This is a genomic window from Streptococcus sp. 27098_8_75, from assembly GCF_041432475.1.
GTDB classification, from domain to species: Bacteria; Bacillota; Bacilli; order Lactobacillales; family Streptococcaceae; genus Streptococcus; species Streptococcus gordonii.
Map to the genome: position 1 here is coordinate 265,666 of NZ_JAPVZR010000001.1, position 20,971 is coordinate 286,636.

The window sequence follows — 20,971 nt, forward strand, 5'->3', positions numbered from 1 at the left end:
TATGAACACAGACAACCTACGAAGTTTTCTTCAAGGAGACGGAATTTGGATCCTAACAGCTATTGCGGTACTTTTAGCCATCAAGGCTTGGCGAAACAGCTCCTGGCTCCAACTCTTTTCGGTCGTTGGCTTCTATGCCGTGATTGTCTCCATCGCAAAAGGACAGGATATCCTCAAGGCCTTTGGCTGGTTCCTGCGTCTCTTTGGAATTGAAACAGGACTTTAATCATGAAAGAAGAAAAACTCTATGATTACAGTAAGGGGCTAAATGCTCCTTATTGGATCCAAGAAATTAAGACAAAAAAGGGCACACGGATTTGGTACTTTGCGACACCGATGCAGTTGTCCTTTTTTATTGTCTTCATCCTCGTCTTTGTGGGGATGTTACTGTTTGGAGGAGTCCTTCTTGTTCCATTAGCTAAAATGACTCACTCCATTTCTCTCTTGCTCTATTGGTACCTTCCTTATAAGCTGGCCAAGTTCTACACTGAGTATGAACCTCATGGAAAGAAGATGCATCTCTTTCTATCTGACTACCTGATGTATCTGTGGGACTTCAAACTTAATCAAAAAGCTATCTACCAGGAGGACCGAATAGAACCAATTGATGAAATTGTCTTTGAAAAAACAAACCTATAGAAAAGGAGGTTCTATGAGTATTACCTTAACCTATCCAATTCGAGAGACACATGACAACCTAGCTCTGAAAAAGGATCATTCCGTTGTCGCCTTCTATCGAATCCCCAATACTCCCATCACCATTACGGATGATGAGAAAAAATGGAAACACAAAATTACTGTTGCGCAAATGATGAAAAAGCTCCAAAAGAACCAGCACTTTGAAATCTCTCTCATTCCAAAAGATTATCTCCTAGAAGAAAAAATGCGGGACTTTTCCGATGCTCTAGCAGATGACAGCCGTGAACTAGGAGAAGAATTGCTTCTTTACACGGTGGATCGTCTAACAGACGAGATGGAGATCCCTTATCAGTTTGACTGGGTGATTGGAGTCACCCTTCGCAAACAAAATCACGGGGCAACACTTAAAGACTTAGCCTATGAAAGCTTTACAGACTTTTCAGAAAAAATCGCAAAAGGGCTTGGCTATGAGTTAGAACTGAGCCCAACTTGGTATGAAGAATATCAAAGTGACGAATTAACTATCTTTCAAGCTCTTTCTGTTCTTCGAGCACAGCGCCTCACCAATGAAGAACTTTTCTACTACCAGCGGATGCAATACCTCCGCTATATCCCTCACTACAAGAAAGAAGTGGTTGCCAATCGTGCTTCATTCAATATCACAGATACCTTGATTAAAGTCCTAAAAGGAGGCTTCCTTAAGCTAGAAAGTCCTTATGGATCCTCCTTTGTGACGATTCTTCCTGTTGGAAAGTTCCCAGTTCAATTCAATGGTTTTCACTTAGGAGAATTTATCCAGCGCTTGAATTTTCCAGTTGAGTTACGAGTCAAATCTGAGTTCATTGATACCAATAAGATTAAAGGCAAGATGGGACGTTCCAACACTCGTTATCGAAACATTATGGAAGAAGCTGAGAATACCGACACCGTCCAACAAGATGAGATTATTATGGGATCTATCTCTCTAAAAGATCTGATGCGTAAAGTCGGAAACAAAGAAGATATTATTGAATATGGAGCCTACTTGATTGTCTCAGCTTCAAGTGTTCACCAGCTCCGCCAAAGACGACAAGTGGTCCTTAATTATTTTGATGATATGGGAGTTGAGATTAGTGAAGCCTCACAAGATGGACCTTATCTCTTTCAGGCTCTCCTATACGGGGAACCTCTTCAAAAGAAAACTCGTACCTGGACTCACATGGTAACACCACGAGGCTTTGCGGAACTCATGCCCTTTACCAATACCACTTCTGGAAATAGAATTGGTTGGTATATCGGCCGGGTTGATAACTGGACGGGACGCTGGGACTCTATCTCAAAAGCCATCGAATCATCAAAAAATATCGTCCTCTATAATGCGACAGTGGGAAACAAAGAAGATATTGCAGGAAAGATTACCAAGAACCCTCATATCATTATCACTGGGGCAACAGGACAAGGGAAATCTTTCCTCGCTCAGATTATCTTTTTAAGTGTCGCTCTTCAAAATGTCAAAACTCTCTACATTGACCCGAAACGTGAACTTAGAAATCACTACCAACAAGTGATTAGTTCTCCAGAATTTGCAAGACTTTACCCTGAACGCAAGAAACAAATTGAGAACTTTAATTTTGTGACACTGGATAGCTCACTACCATCAAACCACGGAGTCTTAGATCCTATTGTAGTTCTCGATAAGGAACAAGCTGTAGAGGTCGCAAAGAATATGCTCGAGTTTCTTCTTCAAGCTGTAGATGATGTATCAATGGACCAAAAGACAGCTATTACAGAAGCTATCAATACCATTGTCGAACGTCGAGTAGCTGGTGAGTTGGTCGGCTTTAAACATGTTCTAAAAGTTTTAAGGGAAGCTGCTTCATCAGACATAGCCTCAGTCGGACGTTACTTAACATCCATTGTCAATAATTCAATTTTAGAGTTAGCTTTTTCAGACGGAACTACAAAAGGTCTCAATTATGAGTCTCGTGTGACTGTTTTAGAGGTTAATAATCTCAAACTTCCAAAGGATGATTCCACTAAGATCTCAGACCATGAACGAAACTCTATCGCCCTCATGTTTGCGCTTGGTGCCTTCTGTACTCACTTTGGAGAACGCAACGAACATGAAGATACCATTGAGTTCTTTGACGAAGCCTGGATCCTCATGAAGTCTGCCGAAGGAAAAGCGGTTATCAAAAATATGCGCCGGATTGGACGCTCTAAAAACAATACCCTGGCTCTTATTACTCAGTCTGTGCATGATGCGGAAAACGATGATGATACAACAGGTTTTGGGACAATCTTTGCCTTTTATGAAAAGTCTGAACGAGAAGATATCTTGAAACACGTCAATCTTGAAGTGACTGAAAACAACCTGGAATGGATTGATAATATGATCTCTGGTCAGTGCCTTTATTCTGATGTCTACGGCAACCTCAATATGATTTCTGTTCACAACATTTTTGAAGATATTGATATGCTTCTAAAACCAATGAAAGCTACAGTATCGTCAAGTCTTGAAAATAAATATGCTAGTTAAGGAGGTGAATCCATGCAAGAAGCTTTTGAGAGATTAAGAGGAGTCGATATCTTCGCTCTCAAATCCTATATGGAAAAAACTGAATTCGGATCTTTCAATGGAGCTTGGGTCTTGATAAACGAACTCTTCGTCAACTTCTTCTTTTTCATTCTCAATGCGGTAGTTGGTTTCTTCTCTCTCTTAATCCGTGTATTAGAAAGTGTTGATTTATACTCTGCGTATAAGAACTACGTCTATAAGGGAGCTAGTAAAATCTGGAATGGCTTCACCGGTTCCACACATGGTGGAATTGCAAGTGGTTCCTTGATTTCTATCTTGTTATTAGGACTTGCCTTTTATCTCTTCTACCAGTATTTCTTCTCAAAAGGAAGTTTCACAAGAACTATGATTCATGTTTGTATGGTCATTCTTCTTGGCTTTAGTTACTTTGGGACCATCGCTGGAACATCTGGAGGTCTCTATTTACTAGATACCATCAACTCCGTTTCAAAAGATGTCTCTTCCAAGATTACAAACATCGAGATTAACTATGGAAAAGAGAAATCCCTCAAAGTTGGGGAAACAATGGCAGATAACTATATCGCAGAAACATCATATAAGGCCTATGTCTTTGTCAATACGGGTCAGGAAAATGGGAAATACAAGAATAGTCAAAACGGAAAAGAGGAGAATTTTGACGATAGTCAAGTTCTTGGAACAGGAGATAAGAATGGAAACTTCAAACCTGTAAAAGCCAAAACTCGTATAGACTATTTAGACAGACTGGGGGATGGTGCTAACGAAGATTCAGAAGAAAACCGTTGGGTATCTGCCATGCCAGACTTTATCTTCATTCGTATGTTCTATGTCATCTTTAAAATTGTAGAAGCCTTTGTCTTAGCCATCCCCGTTATCTTAATTCAACTTTTAAATGTCTTAGCTCAACTCTTAGTCCTCATGATGATTCTGCTCTTTCCAATCGTCCTTCTCGTATCTTTTATCCCTCAGATGCAGGATCTGATTTTCGGAGTTTTAAAAGTCATGTTTGGAGGTCTAGCTTTTCCAGCAATTACAAGTCTTTTAACCCTCCTTATCTTTTACATCGAAAAGCTCTTAGAAAATTTAGTTACCAGTGGCTTTGATAAAGTTTTAAAAACTCTGCCTTCTCTTATACTTTTCGGACTTGTCTTTAAACTCCTAGTATCTGTTGTTTCTAAAGGCACTATTTATATTCTCATGTGGAAGTACAAGGCAGAATTGATACAATTCATTTTAGGATCCAAAGCCCGCATGATGGCAAGTGATCTTGGAAATCGAATGGAGCACGGAATGACTCGAACAAAAGAGATTGCCTCTCAAGTTCCAACTCGTAGTCTTTCAAGCGCTCAACACCTAGGAAATTTCGCCTTAGCTGGAGCAGGGATTGGAGCAGGAATGGTCATGCATTCTAAAGATCACTTCCAACAAGTCGGTTCTTTCTTTACTCAGAAAGACACGATGCCAGAAGATGAATTCGAGCCAGATATTCCGACTGAAACACCTCTTAAACAAGAGAGCACAATAGATCCTAAAATTAAAACAGAGAATGAGAGTGAGAGCACGCCTACTTCAAAAAAATCAAATCTACAAGAAAGAAAGCCAGAAAAGCCTAGCGGAAAAGTGGAAATACCTATTCAAGCTGATCGACCTTCTACTACAGAAGATGAATTCCATACACTAAAAGAAGAATGGATTTCCCCATTTAAACAACACCGAATCAATTCACTGGAACGTGAACTAGATAAATACAAAGATCCTAAAGCGATGTATAAAGCTCAAGGATCCAATGCTTTTACTCGTGCCTATCGAAAGACTATGACACGAGATGATAAATTACGAACAAATATTGAACGAAGAAACAAACTAACAGAACGACTCAATCAATTGAGAGGAGAATACAATGAATATTAGAATTCACTCAAGAACATCTTTTCCAAGGATTCTTGAAGAGACTCTTTTTCAAGCTTATCAAGAAGGGAAACGCTCAGTCGATTTCCTTATTTTGTTTCCTGTTAAGGAAAGTGAGAAAGACTCTATACTGGATCAAGTCAAAGCTCATTCTGTCGTACTAGATGCCAAGTGGCGCTTTGGGACAGTGCTATTCACAGCTTATATCAAATACTAACTAGAAAGGAGGTCCTATGAAGAAATTAAAATGGTTTTTACTGGTTGGACTAATCCCCATAATTCTCCCCTTTCTTCTCATTATCATTCTTGCGGTTGCCACAGCAGGAAGTCCGACTGGAGGATCTGGGGTAGATGGAGCCACCTATGCGGAACACTGGTCCTCTGGAGATCCATATACACACAATCTATTAGTTCATCGATATGGCATTACAGCAGCTCAACTAGACGGCTTTTTAGACACTTTAGGGATCTCCTATGATAAGAACCGGATTAACGGGAAAAAACTCCTAGAATGGGAGGCTAAATCCAATCTAGATGTCCGAGGTATCGTGGCAATTGCCTTAAATGAAAGCTCTCTCGGAACAGCTGGAGTCGCAAGAAACCCTGGTGCCAACATGTTTGGTTATGGAGCATTTGATTCAAATCCTGAGAATGCCAACAATTTCAATGATGAGGTTGCCGTAGTCGCATTAACTCAACAGACAATTATTGGAAATAAGAATGAAACCTTCAAAATTCAAGATGATAAGGCCCAAAAATATGCGAACGGTTCTTTGAATCAGACCGTCGATGGAGGTGTCTATTTTACAGATATTACAGGCTCTGGCAAGCGTCGAGCTGAAACGATGAAAAAGCTAGATCAGTATATCGATGAACATGGAGGAACACCAAAAGCTCCTGAACAAACTACAGGAAAAACTAGAGATGGTGGAGGAGTAACTTCAAATGATATACCGGTAGGATATAGTCTCACAAAAGCTATCGATACAAATGGATATATCACTAGCACCTATCCATGGGGAGAATGTACTTGGTATGTCTTTAACCGTGGAAAACAAGTCGGAGTTAACTTCGATCCATTCATGGGAAATGGTGGCCAATGGATGAATAAGCCAGGCTTTACTACAACCCATACACCAACTGAACACTCTGCTCTATCATTTAGTCCTGGACAAGCTGGAGCTAATCCAATATACGGACATATTGCCTTTGTGGAGCAAGTCAAATCAGATGGCTCAATTCTTGTCTCAGAATGTAATGTCAAAGGGCTTGGAGTGATTAGCTACCGTACATTTGACGCTCAGACAGCAAAACAATTTACCTATGTATTAGGACATTAGAAAGGAAAAAATATGTTAGTACAATTACCAGAAGAACAGACACAAGAAATTCAAAAAATGATTGCAACTCTTATCAAAGATGAGATTCATCATTTCAAAGAAGATATGGGATTAGATACTCCATTTCTGAACAAAAAACAAACGTGCCATTATCTTGGAGTTTCACATAATACCCTTGATATCTGGATTGCAATGGGATTACCCTATATTCGAATTGGAAAATCCATTCGTTTCAGCAAAGAAAGTATCAATCAGTGGATGACTCGACTAGAGATAAGCGCATAAGGAGGCAAAAATGGGCATTTCAAAAACAAAAAATGGATCTTATAGGCTAAGGGTGTACATACCCGATGACGTCCAAGGAAAGTTAGGAATTGGTAAACGATTTGAAAAAAGATTCAAAACTCGCAGAGAGGCAAAGGAAGCAGAAATTAAGTTAGCTGTTGACATTGAAAATGCACGTTTAGGAAGATTTTCTACTTTATCTCAAAGAAAAGGAGACATCCTATTTAAAGATTTTTACAAAGACATTTGGCTAGAACCCTATAAAGCAGGACAAGCTACTGCTACTATTAAACCACCTACAGCAGTAACTGTCTTTCAAACAGAAAATCTCTTTCGTTTGCAAATTCTTCCAGTCCTAGGTAATTATTCTATTGATCATCTCAATGAAAATAAACAACTAGTTTTGTCACTTCTTACTCCACTATCGAATTCTTATGCCAACTTTAAATCCATTAGAGGGTACGTCAATTCTGTCTTGGACTGGGCAGAAGAGCTTGAATATATTCAAGTCAATAAGGTAAAAAAGACAATCAGTAGAATTAAAGCTAATAAAAAATTAGCCCTCAAAGAAAGTAAAAAGTTTGAAGACCTAGCATTAAATGAGGAAGAACTTAAACAATGGCTACAAGCATTTGATGACGATCTAAAAAATGATCGAATGGAATTAAAAGATTATGCTTTGTTCTATACGACATTCTTTTTATCAGATAGAAAATCAGAAACCTACGCTCTCCAATGGAAACATATCAATTTTGAAAAAAATGAAATTCTCATTGAACAAGCATTAGACAAATTCGGAAATGTTAAATCAACTAAAGGAAATAAAAAAACTCTATTTAAAGCACCTAAAGAACTAATGAATATCCTGACCGATTGGAAAATAGAACAAAAAAAGCAACTAAAGCTGTTTGGAATCAGACAGAATGAAAAGCAATTCGTTTTCACATACAATAATAGAACAAACGGTATTAACGTTCCACTTCATATTGATTATCTTAATCATCGAATGAATTCTATTCGAAGAAGACATCCGGAACTTCCTCCAGCATCTCCTCACAAATTAAGACACACCGGAGCAACTCTGGCAAGACAGGCTGGAACATCATTAAATGCTATTTCAGAAGCACTTACTCATAGTGACATCCAAATAACGAAGACTTATGTCAATACTACTGAAACAGTAAATCAAACAGCAGGAGAAATAGCCTTTAGAAGTCTCAAAAAGTAATAGGGTGAACTTGGGGTGAATTTTGGGGTGAACTTTAGTTTTTTGAACAAAAAAAGACATCCAAGAAATAATTCTTGAATGTCTGTAAACGTTGATATAATCGTGTTGATTAACGTTTTGAGTGCAGTGGTTGCCATCCAATCAAACATCGCTTCGCTTGTTTTCTTGGGGCAACTGTGCATAGCATATCTCTATGCGACTAAAGTCGCTAGAGCTATCCTAATTGCGCACCGCCAGTTCTCATAGAAAAAAACACCTTGCAAGATGCAAAGTGTTTTCGTTTGTATTCTGCTGTCCAGCAACGAATTAACGTTTAGAGAACTGGCTAGCTTTACGAGCCTTTTTCAAGCCTGTTTTCTAGTATTTTTATATCTATTGGCAGATTATCCGACTTATCCCCATCAACATCTGACTCTAACTCAACCTCTGAAGAAATCCTAATATTGCGTACTTTGATATATTCGATATTATTGTTACCTACTAGATCCCCTTTTTAATAAATCTGGGATAGCCGATAATTTAGAAATGATGGATGAATCCTTTAAAATCAAGATATTTCCATATTCATCTGTATTTTCATCAAATAGTTTTTTGTCTGCATAGTAATTGGATAGAAGAACTAAGACCTGAGTAGCTTCACCTTCATAATTGCCATTTTTGCTTTCAAAAGGTAATAATTGCTTGTTCATAGCTTGGCGAATCAGTTGCACCAGCCAAATTAATTGTCTTGACCGACGAATAAAGCGACTTCTTTCAAGGATTCGACCATAAGGAAACAGTTGGCAGATTCTATAAAAGTGTCGATGTGATTCGGCACGCTCATCAGACTCGCTACACAGAGCTGGTACATAATATCTGCTATAATTTTCTGGAAGATTTGGTCAAGCGGTCTTTTAGCCGTGTGACAGGCATACAGGAAAAACACTATTTATTTACTTTTTGCACGGGAGGCTTTAAGATGTTGCTGGACGCCTTTCTTGATAATCACTCAGAGTCGCCAGAGTGTCTGGGCTGGGATATGGCAAAGATATACCGCTGCCTGAAACTGTTCTTTGACGCTGATAAACGCGACATATCAATTAAAATGTCGCACTAAAATGATTGAAAAGTGATTGAAACTGTATTATAATGAACGTATATATTTAGAAAAGAGGTACTAACTATGGAAAACCTAGTAGTTTCAGTCTTTAACACTGAAAGCGAAGCTTATCAGTCCTTTGCGGATTTGAAGGCTTTCCGCCAAACTCAGACGACCAAGGTTGCTCAAATCGCCTTGGTCAAAAATGAAAACGGTCACATCGTTGAAAAAGAACGCTATGACTTTGAAGATTCAACGACGGATGCAACCCTAGAAGGTGGCTTGCTCGGTGCAGTTATCGGGCTTTTGGGTGGTCCTATCGGCGTCTTGTTTGGTTATGGTATTGGCAGCCTCTATGGTTTGGCTGCTGGTGATACCGTTGATACGGCAGAAGCTGGCTTGATTGACGTTGTGTCTCAAAAATTGATCGACGGCGAAACAGCCGTTGTCGCCTTGGTGCAAGAAAACAACGAAGCAGTCATCGATGCTTACTTCACCAAGTACGACACCCAAATCGTGCGTTGGGATGTAGCAACCGTCGTAGCCGAAATCGAAGCAGCTCTGCAAGTCCAAGAAGACCTCTACAACCAGGCACGTGCACAAATGAAGGCTGAACGTAAAGCCGAACGCAAGGCTAAACTTGAAGAATTCAAGGCAAATGTCAAAGCAAAATTTGACAAATTGAAAGCCTAACGTCTAAGCGTCTCATAAATTTAAATGTGACTGAGACGCCATTTAAAATTTATGTGCGTCGGATTCTCACAGTTAAATAATTGCGTTGACAAAGCCGTTACAGCCGTTCTTCCATTCTTTGAAAAGAATGTTTAATAGACAAGAAATCTGGACTAGTATTGGTCTGGATTTTTTTGTGAATATAGAGGTCATAGCTTTTTGACTATGCTTCGTTATAATTAGAAAAATTTTAAGTTTTATCAAGATGAAATCAGTCAGACGAAGACATCCCGAATTAGCACCAGCATCACCACACAAACTAAGACATACTGGTGCTACTCTTGCTAAACAAGCAGGTGTTTCTCTTGAAGCCTTCTCAGAAGCTCTTACTCATAGTGATAAAGAGATTACAAAAACTTACGTTAATATCAAAGATAAAGTCAATCAGACTGTAGGTGATATTGCTTTTCGTAGTTTAAAAAATTGATGGGGTGAATATGGGGTGAATTTTGGGGTGAACTTTGATTTTTTGAAACAAAAAAGACATCCAAGAAATAATTCTTGAATGTCTGTAAACGTTGATATAATCGTATTGATTAACGTTTTGAGAATTGTGATGCTTTACGAGCTTTCTTAAGACCTGGTTTCTTACGTTCTACCATACGAGCATCACGAGTAAGAAGTCCAGCGCGTTTAAGAGCATCGCGGAAGTCTGGGTCTACTTGAAGAAGGGCACGAGCGATACCGTGACGGATAGCTCCTGCTTGTCCTCCGTAACCACCACCATTAACGTTTACGAAAACGTCGTATTGACCAGCAGTTGAAGTAACTGCAAATGGTTGGTTGATAACCAAGCGAAGGTCAGCGTGTGGGATGTACTCTTCAACATCTTTTTTGTTTACAGTGATTTTACCAGTTCCTGGAACAAGGCGAACGCGTGCAACAGCGTTTTTACGACGTCCAGTACCTGCATATTGTGCTTGTGACATAGCTTATTTGTTCCTTTCCTTAGATAAGTCCTGAAATATCAAGAACTTCTGGTTGTTGTGCAGCGTGAGTGTGCTCAGCGCCTACAAATACTTTCAATTTCATACCTTGAGCACGGCCAAGAGTATTGTGTGGAAGCATACCTTTAACTGATTTTTCGATCAAACGAACAGCGTTCTTAGAGCGAAGTTCACCAGCAGTGATAGATTTCAATCCACCTGGGTACATTGAGTGAGTATAGTAAACTTTATCAGTAGCTTTTTTACCAGTCAATTTAACTTTTTCAGCGTTGATAACGATTACGAAGTCACCTGTATCAGTGTGTGGTGTGAATGTTGGTTTGTTTTTTCCACGAAGTACGCTTGCTACAACAGCAGAAAGGCGTCCAAGAGGTACATCAGTAGCGTCAACTACGTACCATTTGCGTTCAACTTCACCTGGCTTAGCCATGTATGTTGTTTTGTTCATGATTTCTCCTATTTGAATATCGTTTTTGTTTACAGGGCGGATGTTCCGGTCCGCAAGTTATTTGAAAGGTTCCGGGGCCTTACAAATGGGGTAAACAATACCGCCTACTATCATACCAAATTTTTAGGCCAAAAGTCAATATCTTTGCCGGAAATATTTCACTTTTTAGCTTGTTTTCGTTTTCAAGTTTGTTTCTTAATCTCGGTCGTTTTTTGCGAAGCCAAATAAAGCTAAAGTTCCTGGTCCAACGTGGGTTGCAATAACTGGTCCAAGTGGTTCAATCAAGACTTCTTTCACTCGACCATCTGCTAAGAGCTGTTCCTTCAGATTCTCAGCATCCTGATCAGCGTCTGCATGAGCAATCACTGCACGGTCATCTGTTATATTTTCTAAAAGCATACGAACACACTCTGCTTGGGCCTTCTTCTTTCCTCTTACCTTGGCAATTGGTTTTAAACTTCCATCCGCTTGAACTGCAATAATCGGTTTAATGCTAGCCAGACTACCTATCATGGCAGCTGTTTTTGAAATTCTTCCACCCCGCACCAAGTGATTCAGATCATCCACTAAGAAATAGGTTTGAACTTTTGGTCGTAAAGCTAGTAAAATATCTAAAGTCTCAGCTAGTGATTTACCTTCTGATCGTGCCTCAACCGCCTTCATTACCAGAAGCCCTTCCCCCATAGAAGCAGCCCGACTCTCAAGAATCTCAATCACAGCCTGAGGATAGTCTTCCAAGACTATGTCCCGAGCCATAACTGCACTCTGATAGGTTCCAGATAGTAAGGAAGCAAAAGCTACATACAACAGCGGTGTGCCAGCTTTCGCATATTCTCTAAAGACATCCTCAAACTGACCTACATTAATTTGACTAGTAGTTGGTTGACTTCCCGCCTTCATCTTTTCAAGTAAGGTTTTACTGGTCAGTTTGTTTTCCCCTACTGTTTCATAGGTCACTCCATCCAGCTGAATGGTCAAGCCTAGGATTGTAACATCGTGTTCAGCTGCCCATTTTTCAGACAGGTCTGTTGTAGAATCCGTTAAAATTTTAAAGGTCATCTTATTTCTCCATCATTTTTTAGTTCCCACAGAAGCGTTTCTCCATGGATATAAGCGGGTTATTAGTGGTGCTTTGAATGACCACCTTATTGGGGCTAACTATTAAACATTCTTGCTTTTTAGGAAAGTTATTTCGCTAGGTCAGTCTAAAACAGGACTGACACTTTGAAAGCCTTTCAAATCAAAAATATATTGGAAATATTCATCTTGTGAATCTTTTAAAATCAGGTTTGCCTTGCCATTAAGCAATTCAATACAGGTCCATTCCCCATCTAAACACTCAACATCATATTTTTTATCTTCTAAAAATAAATTTGTCAATTGTCCTTCTGGATATTGATTTTGGAAAGAAACCATCCCAGAGTTATCATTTCGGTAAGCAAGCACAGGAACTTCCACTTTTTGATTTCCCATATAAAAGGAACTCATACACCTCTTTTCAGCAAGGCACTCATATTTTCCTTTTACATAATTCACAATCTCTTTATTTAAAATTGTAGAAAAATTGAGAATACTGATAAAATCCGCCTTATCACTGGATAAGGTTTCGACCTCAATTAGGTATTTCAAAGCACCATTTACCTGACTTCCTTGACCGTATAAATCCGTGCAATTCAAGGAATATTGGGTCAATAAATCCTCTAAGGGATACTGATCTGCTTCCTCAGTGATTTCAAAGCAAAAGCAATAATTATCTTCTCCTTTATTATGATAGATATCATAAATAATCGGTTCAAACTTTTCTGTTTGATATTTTTCTAACTCATAACTTCCAAGTACTTGCATTAGCCCACCCGATTTCTAAAGACTTCATACATGAGAATAGCCGCTGCGACACTGGCATTGAGGCTTTGGACATGGCCATTCATGGGAATCGTCAGCATTTCGTCCACCTGCTTCTTGATGTTGCTGGAAATACCCTTGCCTTCATTGCCGATGATGAGGGCCAGCTTGCCAGTTGTATTCCACTTATGGGAAGGCGTCCCCTGCATATCCGTACCGAAAATCCAGAAACCAGCTTCCTTGAGCTTGTCCAGAGTCTGGCTGAGATTGGTCACACGAGCAATGGGAATATGCTCAATGGCACCCGTTGAGGTCTTAGCTACAACTGGTGTCACACCGACCGCACGATGCTTGGGAATGATGACTCCAGCCACATTGGTTGCGTCAGCCGTCCTCAAGATAGAGCCCAAATTGTGCGGGTCAGTCAGCCCGTCCAAAATCAATAATAGTGGATTGTCTTCCTGCTCTGCTTTTTTCAACAGAACCTCGAAGTCAGTATAGGCGAACTCTGCGACTCGCAGAACAAAGCCCTGGTGAACGGCTCCGTCAGTCATTTCCTGCAAGGTCTTCTTGGGCGTCCAGGAGATCGAAACCTTTTTTTCTGCAGCTAAATCTTTGATTTTATCGACCTTTTTGCCACGCAGGTCATCTTGAATGTAGAGTTTATTTCCAGTGTTGGCTGCGAGCGCTTCTGTCACCGCATGCACACCGTAGACAATATCGTTTTTTTCCATGATTTCAGTATAACATAAATGCCTCCTAAATTGCGACAGCTTTTACTGAACAAAACAAGAAATCCGAATTGAAGGAATCATCCTAACCAACTTTATACTCTAGTCATGATATAATTAAACGACTCTAGAAAAAGAAAGTTGACTCATATGTCCCTTCTCCACCGAACGATCAAACTGATGCTCGCCACCTGCCTAGCGGCTTGGCTAGCAAAAACTTTAGGATTAGCTTATTCAGTCTCTGCTGGTATTATTGCTCTTTTGAGTGTTAGCGATACACGCCGGAGTACAGCTAGACTAGCCAGAGACCGCTTTTTATCGACCATATTGGCGCTGACTATTGGAAGCTTAGCCTTTCGCTTTCTAGGCTTTAATCTCGGAGCATTGGCCCTCTATATCGCAATCTACGTTCCGCTAGCTTTTCAACTTGGATGGGAAATTGGCATTACCCCCAGCACTGTCCTGGTCTCTCATCTGCTCTTAGAAAAATCCACCTCCTGGTCACTCCTTAGCAATGAGCTTGCTCTATTTCTCATTGGAACTGGCTTTGCTCTTTTAGCCAATCTCTACATGCCCTCGCGTCAAGAGGAGATTGACAACTATCATGAGCAAGTGGAAGAACAACTAAAAAAGATTCTCCTTCGTTTTGAATACTTTTTAAAATCAGGGGACGGACGAAACGATGCGACCCTAATAAAAGAGCTTGATAAAACTCTAGAACAAGCCTTGAATCTGGTCTACTTGGACCGCTCTAACCATCTCTTTCATCAAACCAACTACCATATCCACTATTTTGAAATGCGAAGAGCTCAGAATCGTATCTTGCTGGATATGGCCGGTAATATCAATACCTGTCGCCTAGCAGCTAGCGAAAGCTTCATATTGGCTAAACTCTTTTTAAAAACAGCCAAACAGTTAAGTCAAGAAAATCCAGGTCATGATTTGCTGGATGAAATCGAGGAATATCTGGCAGTCTTTCGAAAACGGCCACTTCCTAAGACTCGCCAGGAATTTGAAACCCGCGCTACGCTCCTTCAGCTCCTGCGGGACTTGGAAACCTTTATTAAGCTAAAGGTTGATTTTTATAGGAATTATCAAGAAGAAAGGAACTAACTCTTTCTACACAAAATAAAGAAGGAACCAAAAAAATTTGGTTCCTTTTTTACATTAAGAAAGTAGTTTATTCTTTTAAGTGATAAGAATAGCTTGCGACTACAACATCTTCGTACCACTTTAGATAATATTTCAATTTTAAACTCATTTGATTATGAAGGATATTTTGCCAGCTCTTTTTCGGGATAAACTGAGGAACCAAGACTGTCACTGTCCTTCCTTCTTTTTTAGCCCGCTTTGCTACCTTGATCACATACTGAACTGTTGGAGTAATGATATTGCGGTAGCTAGTCGTAACAGTCTCAAATCGAATATCAGGGAAATAGTCAGCAAATTCCTCTGCAACTTCAGCATCCTTTTTAGCAGTTTCAGTTGTTGAGACGTGCATTGCGACGACATCGTCGCCAATACTGCGAGCATAGCTCATTGCTCCAACACTAACTCTGGTGACATTTCCGACTAGCACAATTACTGTATTGCCTGTATAATTCTGACGCTCGATATGTTCTTCTAATCTCAGCTGTCTTGCGACCCTGTTGTAGTGCTGTTTAATCGCTAAGAACAGCCAGGTCAAGACAATGATAATTGGAAAGAAGGGCCAAATATCGCCAAGACGGAATAAAAGTAAAATAAGAACAATCCCGTAACAAATAACAGCACCAAGAATATTCGCAACTGAATGCTTCAAGAAATCTTTTCCAAACTTTTTCTTCCAATGGACAACCATACCAGTTTGAGAGAGGGCAAAGGGCACAAATACACCAATGGTATATAGAGGAATTAAACGCTCTGTATTCCCCTTAAAAATCCACAAGAGAGCAATGGCACCAAAGGCTAATGTAAAAATCCCATTTGAATAGCTTAGGCGATCTCCTTTTTCCATGTACATATGTGGCATATATTTATTTTTAGCCATATTGTAAGAAAGTACAGGGAAAGCCGAGAAACCTGTGTTGGCTGCAACTGCCAAAATCAAAGCTGTTGACAATTGAAAAACATAGAATAAGACACGACCAAGTGGAGAACCTCCCAAGATAGCCTGAGCCATCTGAGCCAAGGTAGTTACACCTTTGACAGGAACAATCCCAATCCAATAGTTCAAGAAAGTGATTCCTGCAAACATGATCCCTAGGATTAAAGCCATGATTGATAGGGTTGTTGCAGCATTGTGAGCCTTTGGCTTCTTGAAAAAGGGAACTGAATTAGATATGGCTTCCACTCCAGTCAAGGAAGCTGAACCACTAGTAAATGCTCGGAGCAACAAGATCAAACTTACTCCAGTAATAGAAGTGCCAATATGAGCAGTTGCATGATATTCCAAGTTTCCTGTCATGATTTGCACAAATCCAAAAGCAATCAACAGCAAAGTACTTAAAATAAAAAGATAGACAGGGATCATTAAGGAAGTCGCTGATTCTTTTAGCCCTCGTAAATTCATTAGCATCAATAAGAGGACTAACAAGACAGAGATGTGTAAGTTGTAAGGGTGTAAGACAGGAATAGCTGAGGTAATGGCATCCGCTCCAGAAGCAACTGAAACAGCTACAGTCAACATATAGTCTACCAGTAAACTTCCACCCGCAATTAAGCCTGCTGTTGGAGAAAGATTTTCTGTCGTTACCATATAAGCTCCTCCTCCTTGAGGATAAGCATGGATAACCTGACGATAAGAAATGGTTAAACTCGCTAATAAAACCAATACAACAATTCCTATTGGAAGTGACCACCAAATCGCTCCGACAGACACAGAAGTTAAGACCAGAACTACCTGCTCTGGTCCATAAGCGATGGAAGATAAGGCGTCACTAGAGAGCATAGCCAAGGCCTGTAGTTTTGTCAATAAATGACCATCCTCTCCTTCTTTACCGGATTTTAATGGACGTCCAATAAAAAATCCTTTTAACTTGGAAAACATAAGTTCCTCCTCAATTAAAAAATAAGGGCTATTCTACTCTTTTTCGGAAAACATGTCAACAGTTTTCTGAAATTTTTTCTATTTTTAAGCAACCTCTTCTTGTTCAACAATGTGAGCTAGTAGCAATTAATAGATTGTGAGAAAGATTCAGTTATCCTTAAAGATGTGAAGTGAACTTCCTCATCTCTAATGAAATAACTTCGAAGGACAAATTCATATTTTCCAAAGTTCATTTGCTATCACTTATAAAAATAGTCTCTTCAACTATGAGGTTTTTGAGCCTATCGAGTAGGATTGATAAGTCTTAATAGAAAAAAAAAAACGAGCATGGATGTCCAAGCTCGTTTTTGATAACTAAATTTTCTTCATTGTAGAAAACATTAATAAACTGTCTTTTCAGTTTCTTTATCGAAGAAGTGCGCCTTGTTCAAGTCAAAGCCAAGGTCAATTCCCTCACCTGTTTGCAAGTAGTCACGCGCATCTACTTTTGCGATAAATTCGTTTTTACCAACTTGGCAGTACAAGTGAGACTCTGAACCAAGCAACTCTGATACAGAGATTGTTGCGTGTACTACTGAGTCAGGGAAAGTTTCAAGGAAAGCAGGTTCTGTATTGATATCTTCTGGACGGATACCAAAAATCAATTCTTTACCTTCGTAGCCTTTTTCTTTCAGAACTTTCAAGATCCCTTCTGGCACTTTCAATCTTACACCTTCAGTAACGATCTCGTTTCCTTCAAGCTTCACATTGATGAAGTTCATAGCTGGGCTTCCGATAAAGCCAGCAACAAATTTATTGACAGGGTGTTTGTAAAGTTCTTGTGGTGTACCAACTTGCTCTACGCGACCAATTGTACCAGTTCCTGATGGATTCTTAGTTGCTGACATGATAACGATACGGTCAGCCAAAGTCATCGCTTCTGTTTGGTCGTGTGTTACGTAGATCGTTGTTGCTCCAATACGACGGTGGATTTTAGCGATTTCAGCACGCATGGATACACGAAGTTTGGCATCCAAGTTTGACAAAGGCTCGTCCATCAAGAATACTTTTGCATCGCGGACAATAGCACGTCCCATGGCAACACGTTGACGTTGGCCACCAGAAAGGTCAGCTGGTTTACGGTCCAAGAATTCTTTCAATCCAAGAATTTCAGCCGCTTCTTGAACACGTTTGTCAATATCTTCTTTGCTGTATTTACGCAATTTCAAACCAAAGGCCATGTTGTCGTATACAGTCATGTGAGGGTAAAGGGCATAGTTTTGGAAAACCATGGCAATATCACGGTCTTTTGGTGCCACATCGTTAACCACTCGACCATCGATTGAACATTCACCTTCTGTGATGTCTTCAAGTCCAGCAATCATACGAAGAGTTGTAGACTTACCACATCCTGAAGGTCCTACAAATACGATAAATTCTTTGTCTTGAATTTCTAAGTTGAAATCTTCAACAGAATAGTGTTCACTATTTGGATATTTCTTGTAAATATTTTTTAGATTTAATTCTACCATGATAGGCTCCTTTTAAATTTATACTCTTATTATATTTGAAAGCGTTTTACAATACTATGGCAAACTGCCTAAAATAAAAAAAATGTTTTGTGCATCCTGCACAAAACATCAAAATAAATCTTTCAAAATGATATGGTAACAGAGTGATAAATCCGTCAACTCTTTTAACTGCAAGCCTGTCAACTCCTCCCACTTATCCAAGCGATATTGGAGAGTATTCCTGTGAATATAAAGTTGCTGAGCTGCCTTGGTCACAACTGCTCCATTCTCCCACAAGGCTAAGATAATCTCGGTTAATTGCTCTTGTCCCTCTATAAGCTGATGCAGTTTCTTCTTCAGAGGAAGAAGAGTGTCCTTAGCCTCGTCTAAGCCCCATAAGAAGAGCTGTGAGAAAGGTAAAACCAAAGACTGCTGATAGCGATTGAGCCATTGGGTAAAGAGTTTGCTTTCAGCCTGATAGAGCTGGGGGAACTCATCTTTTGCCGATTTGGGCCAGACTTGTCCAATCAAAACAGCCAAACGCAGGTTAAAGTCATATTCAACAGCTGACAAGACATCCCTTAGCAACTCTTTAACAGCCAACTGCTGCCCTTGATCAAGAACAAAAATATAGTCTTGCGGACTGGTCTGAAAATAAGCGACTTTATTGGTCAAAAGAGTTCGCATCATATCTAGCCAGGCCGAAATAGATTCTGTCTCATAATGAAATAGATGACAATGAATGAACTGTAACGTCTCAACCTCATGGGGGAGCGTCTCTTCGGACTCAGATACTAAATACCTATACCAGGGATTTTGTGAAAAAACGGACTCTTTTTCTGTCAGCAGAGCAAGCAGTTGCTGTTCTCGATCTGTTAAATCTTCTGTCGCCAAAACTAGCCAATGTTGCCGATCAAGACGAAGTGAGACTTTCTGGCTATCTTGACTGGGTTTATCTTGTAGACTAGCCTTTGGAAACAAAGCTAGCAGTTCATTTGTTTTCATGAGTAGCTTCCTCCACTCGTTTGACACACCAGTCAATTAATTCTTCCAAGCGTTCGATTTCTTCCGTCATATGCAGGTAGCCCATGACCGCTTCAAAACCAGTAGACATACGGTAAGTAACAATATCTGCATTCTTGGCCTTGGTGTGACTATTAGCATTGCGGCCACGCTTGTAGATATCCTCTTCCTTTTCCGTCAGAATCCCTTCTTCCAGCATGAGAGAAATGAGGTTGGCCTGAGCCTTGGCAGAAACGAACTTGGTCGCCTCCCTATGCAGCTGATTGGGCTTGGTCAGCCCCTGAAAAATCAGGTGACGTCTTATATACATGGAGTAGACAGCATCTCCCTCAAAGGCGAGGGCAATGCCGTTAATCAGGTTGACATCAGTCACGGGTCCACCTCACTCCGTCCTTGGTATCTAAAAGCTTGATGCCCTGAGCGGCCAAGTCATCCCGAATACGGTCTGCAGTCGCAAAATCCCGATTAGCACGCGCCACTTGGCGTTCCTCAATCAAGCGCTCAATGTCCGCGTCCAGGACTTCTTCTACAAAAACAATACCAAAAACTTCTAAGAGCTTGGCAAAGGCTTCCTTAACTTCAGCGGTGTAATTGCCAGAATTGATCCACTTGGCTAGCTCGAAGACAACTGTGATACCATTGGCTGCATTGAAATCTTCGTCCATAGCAGCAGTGAATTTATCCAGAAAGGCCTGAAGCTGAGCAGAGTCTGCCTGACCAGTAAAAGGCTGCTCATAGGTATTCTTCAAATACTTGAGATTGGTCGCTGCATCATGAACAGCTTTTTCCGTGAAATTAATCGGCTTACGATAATGCTGGGTAGCAAAGAAGAAACGCAGCACCTGACCATCAATAGTCTTGAGGGCATCGTGAACAGTGATAAAATTGCCCAGAGATTTGGACATCTTAACATCGTCAATGTTGACAAAGCCATTATGCATCCAGTAGTTGGCAAAAGTCTGACCAGTCTTGGCCTCTGACTGGGCGATTTCATTGGTATGGTGAGGAAACTCCAAGTCTGCTCCTCCACCGTGGATATCAATAGTATCACCCAAAATCTCCGTCGACATGACCGAACACTCGATGTGCCAGCCTGGGCGACCTGCTCCCCAAGGACTGTCCCAAGAAATCTCACCTGGCTTAGCTGCCTTCCAGAGAGCAAAGTCCACTGGATTTTCCTTACGAGCGGTCTCCTCATCTGTCCGACCAGAAGCACCCAACTCCAAGTCAGCCAAGGTTTTGTTGGCTAGTTTGGCATAATTGTGAGATTTTTCGACGCGGAAGTAGACATCGCCCTCTGACTCATAGGCGTAGCCTTTGTCAACCAAGTCCTCAACAAAACGGATGATGTCAGCCATAAACTCCACCACCCGCGGATGACGAGTCGCAGGTTTTACACCCAGAGCTGAGACATCCTCACGAAAAGCTGCGATATACTTATCAGCCACTTCTTTTGGTGTGATGCCTTCTTCCTTGGCGCGATGGATAATCTTATCATCTACATCTGTAAAATTGGAAATATAATTGACCTCAAATCCCCGATACTCAAAATAGCGACGAACTGTGTCAAAAGCTACTGTTGAGCGGGCATTGCCGACATGGATATAGTTATAAACCGTCGGACCGCAGACATACATTCGAACCTTGCCCTCTTCAATGGGCACAAATTCACGTAGGCTGCGGGTCATGGTGTCGTAAATTTTAATCATGCGGTCC

Annotated in this window: 21 protein-coding genes and 2 pseudogenes; 11 read left to right on the plus strand and 12 right to left on the minus strand. The window is 40.4% G+C overall.

Going from position 1 to position 20,971, the window contains the following annotated elements; all coding sequences use genetic code 11:
- Position 1 precedes the first annotated feature (1 nt).
- Genes O3640_RS01250 through O3640_RS01285 form a run of 8 tightly spaced genes read left to right on the plus strand, consistent with a single transcriptional unit; the run spans position 2 to position 7,936 of the window.
- Positions 2 to 226 carry a TcpD family membrane protein gene (locus O3640_RS01250; protein WP_048789269.1) on the plus strand — a complete coding sequence of 75 codons (225 nt, stop codon included), beginning with the start codon at positions 2 to 4 and terminating at the stop codon, positions 224 to 226.
- Between the two features lie 2 nt (positions 227 to 228).
- Complete coding sequence (locus tag O3640_RS01255) at positions 229 to 639, plus strand: conjugal transfer protein (RefSeq protein WP_061564372.1); 411 nt, start codon at positions 229 to 231, stop codon at positions 637 to 639.
- A gap of 13 nt (positions 640 to 652) precedes the next feature.
- The gene (locus O3640_RS01260; protein WP_125376088.1) at positions 653 to 3,157 is read left to right on the plus strand and encodes an ATP-binding protein; all 2,505 of its coding nucleotides are present in this window, start codon (positions 653 to 655) and stop codon (positions 3,155 to 3,157) included.
- 12 nt (positions 3,158 to 3,169) lie between these two features.
- Positions 3,170 to 5,086, plus strand: coding sequence for a conjugal transfer protein (locus O3640_RS01265; protein WP_125376089.1), 1,917 nt, complete (start codon positions 3,170 to 3,172; stop codon positions 5,084 to 5,086).
- A complete protein-coding gene (locus O3640_RS01270) occupies positions 5,076 to 5,300 on the plus strand; it encodes a hypothetical protein (RefSeq protein ID WP_125376090.1) in 225 nt (74 codons plus the stop codon). The genes O3640_RS01265 and O3640_RS01270 overlap by 11 nt, the downstream gene beginning before the upstream one ends.
- Positions 5,301 to 5,316: 16 nt before the next feature.
- Positions 5,317 to 6,423 (plus strand): CHAP domain-containing protein, encoded by a 1,107-nt coding sequence (locus tag O3640_RS01275; protein ID WP_105026076.1) that lies wholly within the window; start codon positions 5,317 to 5,319, stop codon positions 6,421 to 6,423.
- A 12-nt stretch (positions 6,424 to 6,435) separates the two neighbouring features.
- The gene (locus tag O3640_RS01280) at positions 6,436 to 6,708 is read left to right on the plus strand and encodes a helix-turn-helix domain-containing protein (protein WP_105026077.1); all 273 of its coding nucleotides are present in this window, start codon (positions 6,436 to 6,438) and stop codon (positions 6,706 to 6,708) included.
- 10 nt (positions 6,709 to 6,718) lie between these two features.
- Complete coding sequence (locus O3640_RS01285; protein ID WP_037611323.1) at positions 6,719 to 7,936, plus strand: site-specific integrase; 1,218 nt, start codon at positions 6,719 to 6,721, stop codon at positions 7,934 to 7,936.
- Positions 7,937 to 8,267: 331 nt separating this feature from the next.
- Here the strand turns inward: O3640_RS01285 and O3640_RS01290 are convergent.
- Positions 8,268 to 8,601: pseudogene (locus tag O3640_RS01290) on the minus strand (diacylglycerol kinase family lipid kinase); the annotation flags it as partial.
- Between the two features lie 3 nt (positions 8,602 to 8,604).
- A pseudogene (locus O3640_RS01295) lies at positions 8,605 to 8,748 on the minus strand (IS982 family transposase); the annotation flags it as partial.
- Between the two features lie 350 nt (positions 8,749 to 9,098).
- Here O3640_RS01295 and O3640_RS01300 point away from each other — a divergent pair.
- A complete protein-coding gene (locus O3640_RS01300) occupies positions 9,099 to 9,707 on the plus strand; it encodes a DUF1269 domain-containing protein (RefSeq protein WP_002893760.1) in 609 nt (202 codons plus the stop codon).
- A 244-nt stretch (positions 9,708 to 9,951) separates the two neighbouring features.
- Positions 9,952 to 10,173 (plus strand): tyrosine-type recombinase/integrase, encoded by a 222-nt coding sequence (locus tag O3640_RS01305; protein ID WP_002893762.1) that lies wholly within the window; start codon positions 9,952 to 9,954, stop codon positions 10,171 to 10,173.
- 109 nt (positions 10,174 to 10,282) lie between these two features.
- Here the strand turns inward: O3640_RS01305 and rpsI are convergent, their stop codons facing one another.
- The 5 genes from rpsI to rlmB all read right to left on the minus strand — a co-directional run bounded on the left by rpsI (position 10,283) and on the right by rlmB (position 13,717).
- Positions 10,283 to 10,675, minus strand: coding sequence for a 30S ribosomal protein S9 (gene rpsI / locus O3640_RS01310; RefSeq protein ID WP_111723269.1), 393 nt, complete (start codon positions 10,673 to 10,675; stop codon positions 10,283 to 10,285).
- A gap of 19 nt (positions 10,676 to 10,694) precedes the next feature.
- Positions 10,695 to 11,141: a 50S ribosomal protein L13 gene (gene rplM, locus O3640_RS01315; protein WP_003026230.1), complete on the minus strand. Its 447-nt coding sequence runs from the start codon at positions 11,139 to 11,141 to the stop codon at positions 10,695 to 10,697.
- 195 nt (positions 11,142 to 11,336) lie between these two features.
- Entirely contained in the window at positions 11,337 to 12,200 is an 864-nt protein-coding gene (locus tag O3640_RS01320) for a DegV family protein (RefSeq protein WP_125369318.1), read from the minus strand.
- Between the two features lie 141 nt (positions 12,201 to 12,341).
- Positions 12,342 to 12,986 carry a hypothetical protein gene (locus tag O3640_RS01325; RefSeq protein WP_048777333.1) on the minus strand — a complete coding sequence of 215 codons (645 nt, stop codon included), beginning with the start codon at positions 12,984 to 12,986 and terminating at the stop codon, positions 12,342 to 12,344.
- Entirely contained in the window at positions 12,986 to 13,717 is a 732-nt protein-coding gene (gene rlmB, locus O3640_RS01330) for a 23S rRNA (guanosine(2251)-2'-O)-methyltransferase RlmB (RefSeq protein ID WP_048777334.1), read from the minus strand. Before rlmB ends, O3640_RS01325 begins: the two co-directional genes overlap by 1 nt.
- A gap of 147 nt (positions 13,718 to 13,864) precedes the next feature.
- Here rlmB and O3640_RS01335 point away from each other — a divergent pair, with 147 nt between their 5' ends.
- Complete coding sequence (locus O3640_RS01335) at positions 13,865 to 14,827, plus strand: aromatic acid exporter family protein (RefSeq protein WP_048777335.1); 963 nt, start codon at positions 13,865 to 13,867, stop codon at positions 14,825 to 14,827.
- Between the two features lie 67 nt (positions 14,828 to 14,894).
- Here the strand turns inward: O3640_RS01335 and O3640_RS01340 are convergent, their stop codons facing one another.
- From O3640_RS01340 to cysS, 5 genes are all read right to left on the minus strand, one after another.
- Positions 14,895 to 16,742, minus strand: coding sequence for an APC family permease (locus O3640_RS01340; RefSeq protein WP_125369314.1), 1,848 nt, complete (start codon positions 16,740 to 16,742; stop codon positions 14,895 to 14,897).
- Between the two features lie 380 nt (positions 16,743 to 17,122).
- Entirely contained in the window at positions 17,123 to 18,253 is a 1,131-nt protein-coding gene (locus O3640_RS01345; RefSeq protein ID WP_053794156.1) for an ABC transporter ATP-binding protein, read from the minus strand.
- A gap of 108 nt (positions 18,254 to 18,361) precedes the next feature.
- Positions 18,362 to 19,237, minus strand: coding sequence for a helix-turn-helix domain-containing protein (locus O3640_RS01350; protein WP_125369312.1), 876 nt, complete (start codon positions 19,235 to 19,237; stop codon positions 18,362 to 18,364).
- Complete coding sequence (locus O3640_RS01355; RefSeq protein WP_125369310.1) at positions 19,224 to 19,628, minus strand: Mini-ribonuclease 3; 405 nt, start codon at positions 19,626 to 19,628, stop codon at positions 19,224 to 19,226. The genes O3640_RS01350 and O3640_RS01355 overlap by 14 nt, the downstream gene beginning before the upstream one ends.
- The gene (gene cysS / locus O3640_RS01360) at positions 19,621 to 20,964 is read right to left on the minus strand and encodes a cysteine--tRNA ligase (protein WP_219967805.1); all 1,344 of its coding nucleotides are present in this window, start codon (positions 20,962 to 20,964) and stop codon (positions 19,621 to 19,623) included. Before cysS ends, O3640_RS01355 begins: the two co-directional genes overlap by 8 nt.
- Positions 20,965 to 20,971 lie beyond the last annotated feature (7 nt).

Excerpts from the sequence above, each read along its gene's own strand:
- O3640_RS01250 (WP_048789269.1), top strand. The coding sequence starts at position 2 with ATGAACACAGACAACCTACGAAGTTTTCTTCAAGGAGACGGAATTTGG.
- O3640_RS01255 (WP_061564372.1), top strand. The coding sequence starts at position 229 with ATGAAAGAAGAAAAACTCTATGATTACAGTAAGGGGCTAAATGCTCCT.
- O3640_RS01260 (WP_125376088.1), top strand. The coding sequence starts at position 653 with ATGAGTATTACCTTAACCTATCCAATTCGAGAGACACATGACAACCTA.
- O3640_RS01265 (WP_125376089.1), top strand. The coding sequence starts at position 3,170 with ATGCAAGAAGCTTTTGAGAGATTAAGAGGAGTCGATATCTTCGCTCTC.
- O3640_RS01270 (WP_125376090.1), top strand. The coding sequence starts at position 5,076 with ATGAATATTAGAATTCACTCAAGAACATCTTTTCCAAGGATTCTTGAA.
- O3640_RS01275 (WP_105026076.1), top strand. The coding sequence starts at position 5,317 with ATGAAGAAATTAAAATGGTTTTTACTGGTTGGACTAATCCCCATAATT.
- O3640_RS01280 (WP_105026077.1), top strand. The coding sequence starts at position 6,436 with ATGTTAGTACAATTACCAGAAGAACAGACACAAGAAATTCAAAAAATG.
- O3640_RS01285 (WP_037611323.1), top strand. The coding sequence starts at position 6,719 with ATGGGCATTTCAAAAACAAAAAATGGATCTTATAGGCTAAGGGTGTAC.
- O3640_RS01300 (WP_002893760.1), top strand. The coding sequence starts at position 9,099 with ATGGAAAACCTAGTAGTTTCAGTCTTTAACACTGAAAGCGAAGCTTAT.
- O3640_RS01305 (WP_002893762.1), top strand. The coding sequence starts at position 9,952 with ATGAAATCAGTCAGACGAAGACATCCCGAATTAGCACCAGCATCACCA.
- rpsI (WP_111723269.1), bottom strand. The coding sequence starts at position 10,675 with ATGTCACAAGCACAATATGCAGGTACTGGACGTCGTAAAAACGCTGTT.
- rplM (WP_003026230.1), bottom strand. The coding sequence starts at position 11,141 with ATGAACAAAACAACATACATGGCTAAGCCAGGTGAAGTTGAACGCAAA.
- O3640_RS01320 (WP_125369318.1), bottom strand. The coding sequence starts at position 12,200 with ATGACCTTTAAAATTTTAACGGATTCTACAACAGACCTGTCTGAAAAA.
- O3640_RS01325 (WP_048777333.1), bottom strand. The coding sequence starts at position 12,986 with ATGCAAGTACTTGGAAGTTATGAGTTAGAAAAATATCAAACAGAAAAG.
- rlmB (WP_048777334.1), bottom strand. The coding sequence starts at position 13,717 with ATGGAAAAAAACGATATTGTCTACGGTGTGCATGCGGTGACAGAAGCG.
- O3640_RS01335 (WP_048777335.1), top strand. The coding sequence starts at position 13,865 with ATGTCCCTTCTCCACCGAACGATCAAACTGATGCTCGCCACCTGCCTA.
- O3640_RS01340 (WP_125369314.1), bottom strand. The coding sequence starts at position 16,742 with ATGTTTTCCAAGTTAAAAGGATTTTTTATTGGACGTCCATTAAAATCC.
- O3640_RS01345 (WP_053794156.1), bottom strand. The coding sequence starts at position 18,253 with ATGGTAGAATTAAATCTAAAAAATATTTACAAGAAATATCCAAATAGT.
- O3640_RS01350 (WP_125369312.1), bottom strand. The coding sequence starts at position 19,237 with ATGAAAACAAATGAACTGCTAGCTTTGTTTCCAAAGGCTAGTCTACAA.
- cysS (WP_219967805.1), bottom strand. The coding sequence starts at position 20,964 with ATGATTAAAATTTACGACACCATGACCCGCAGCCTACGTGAATTTGTG.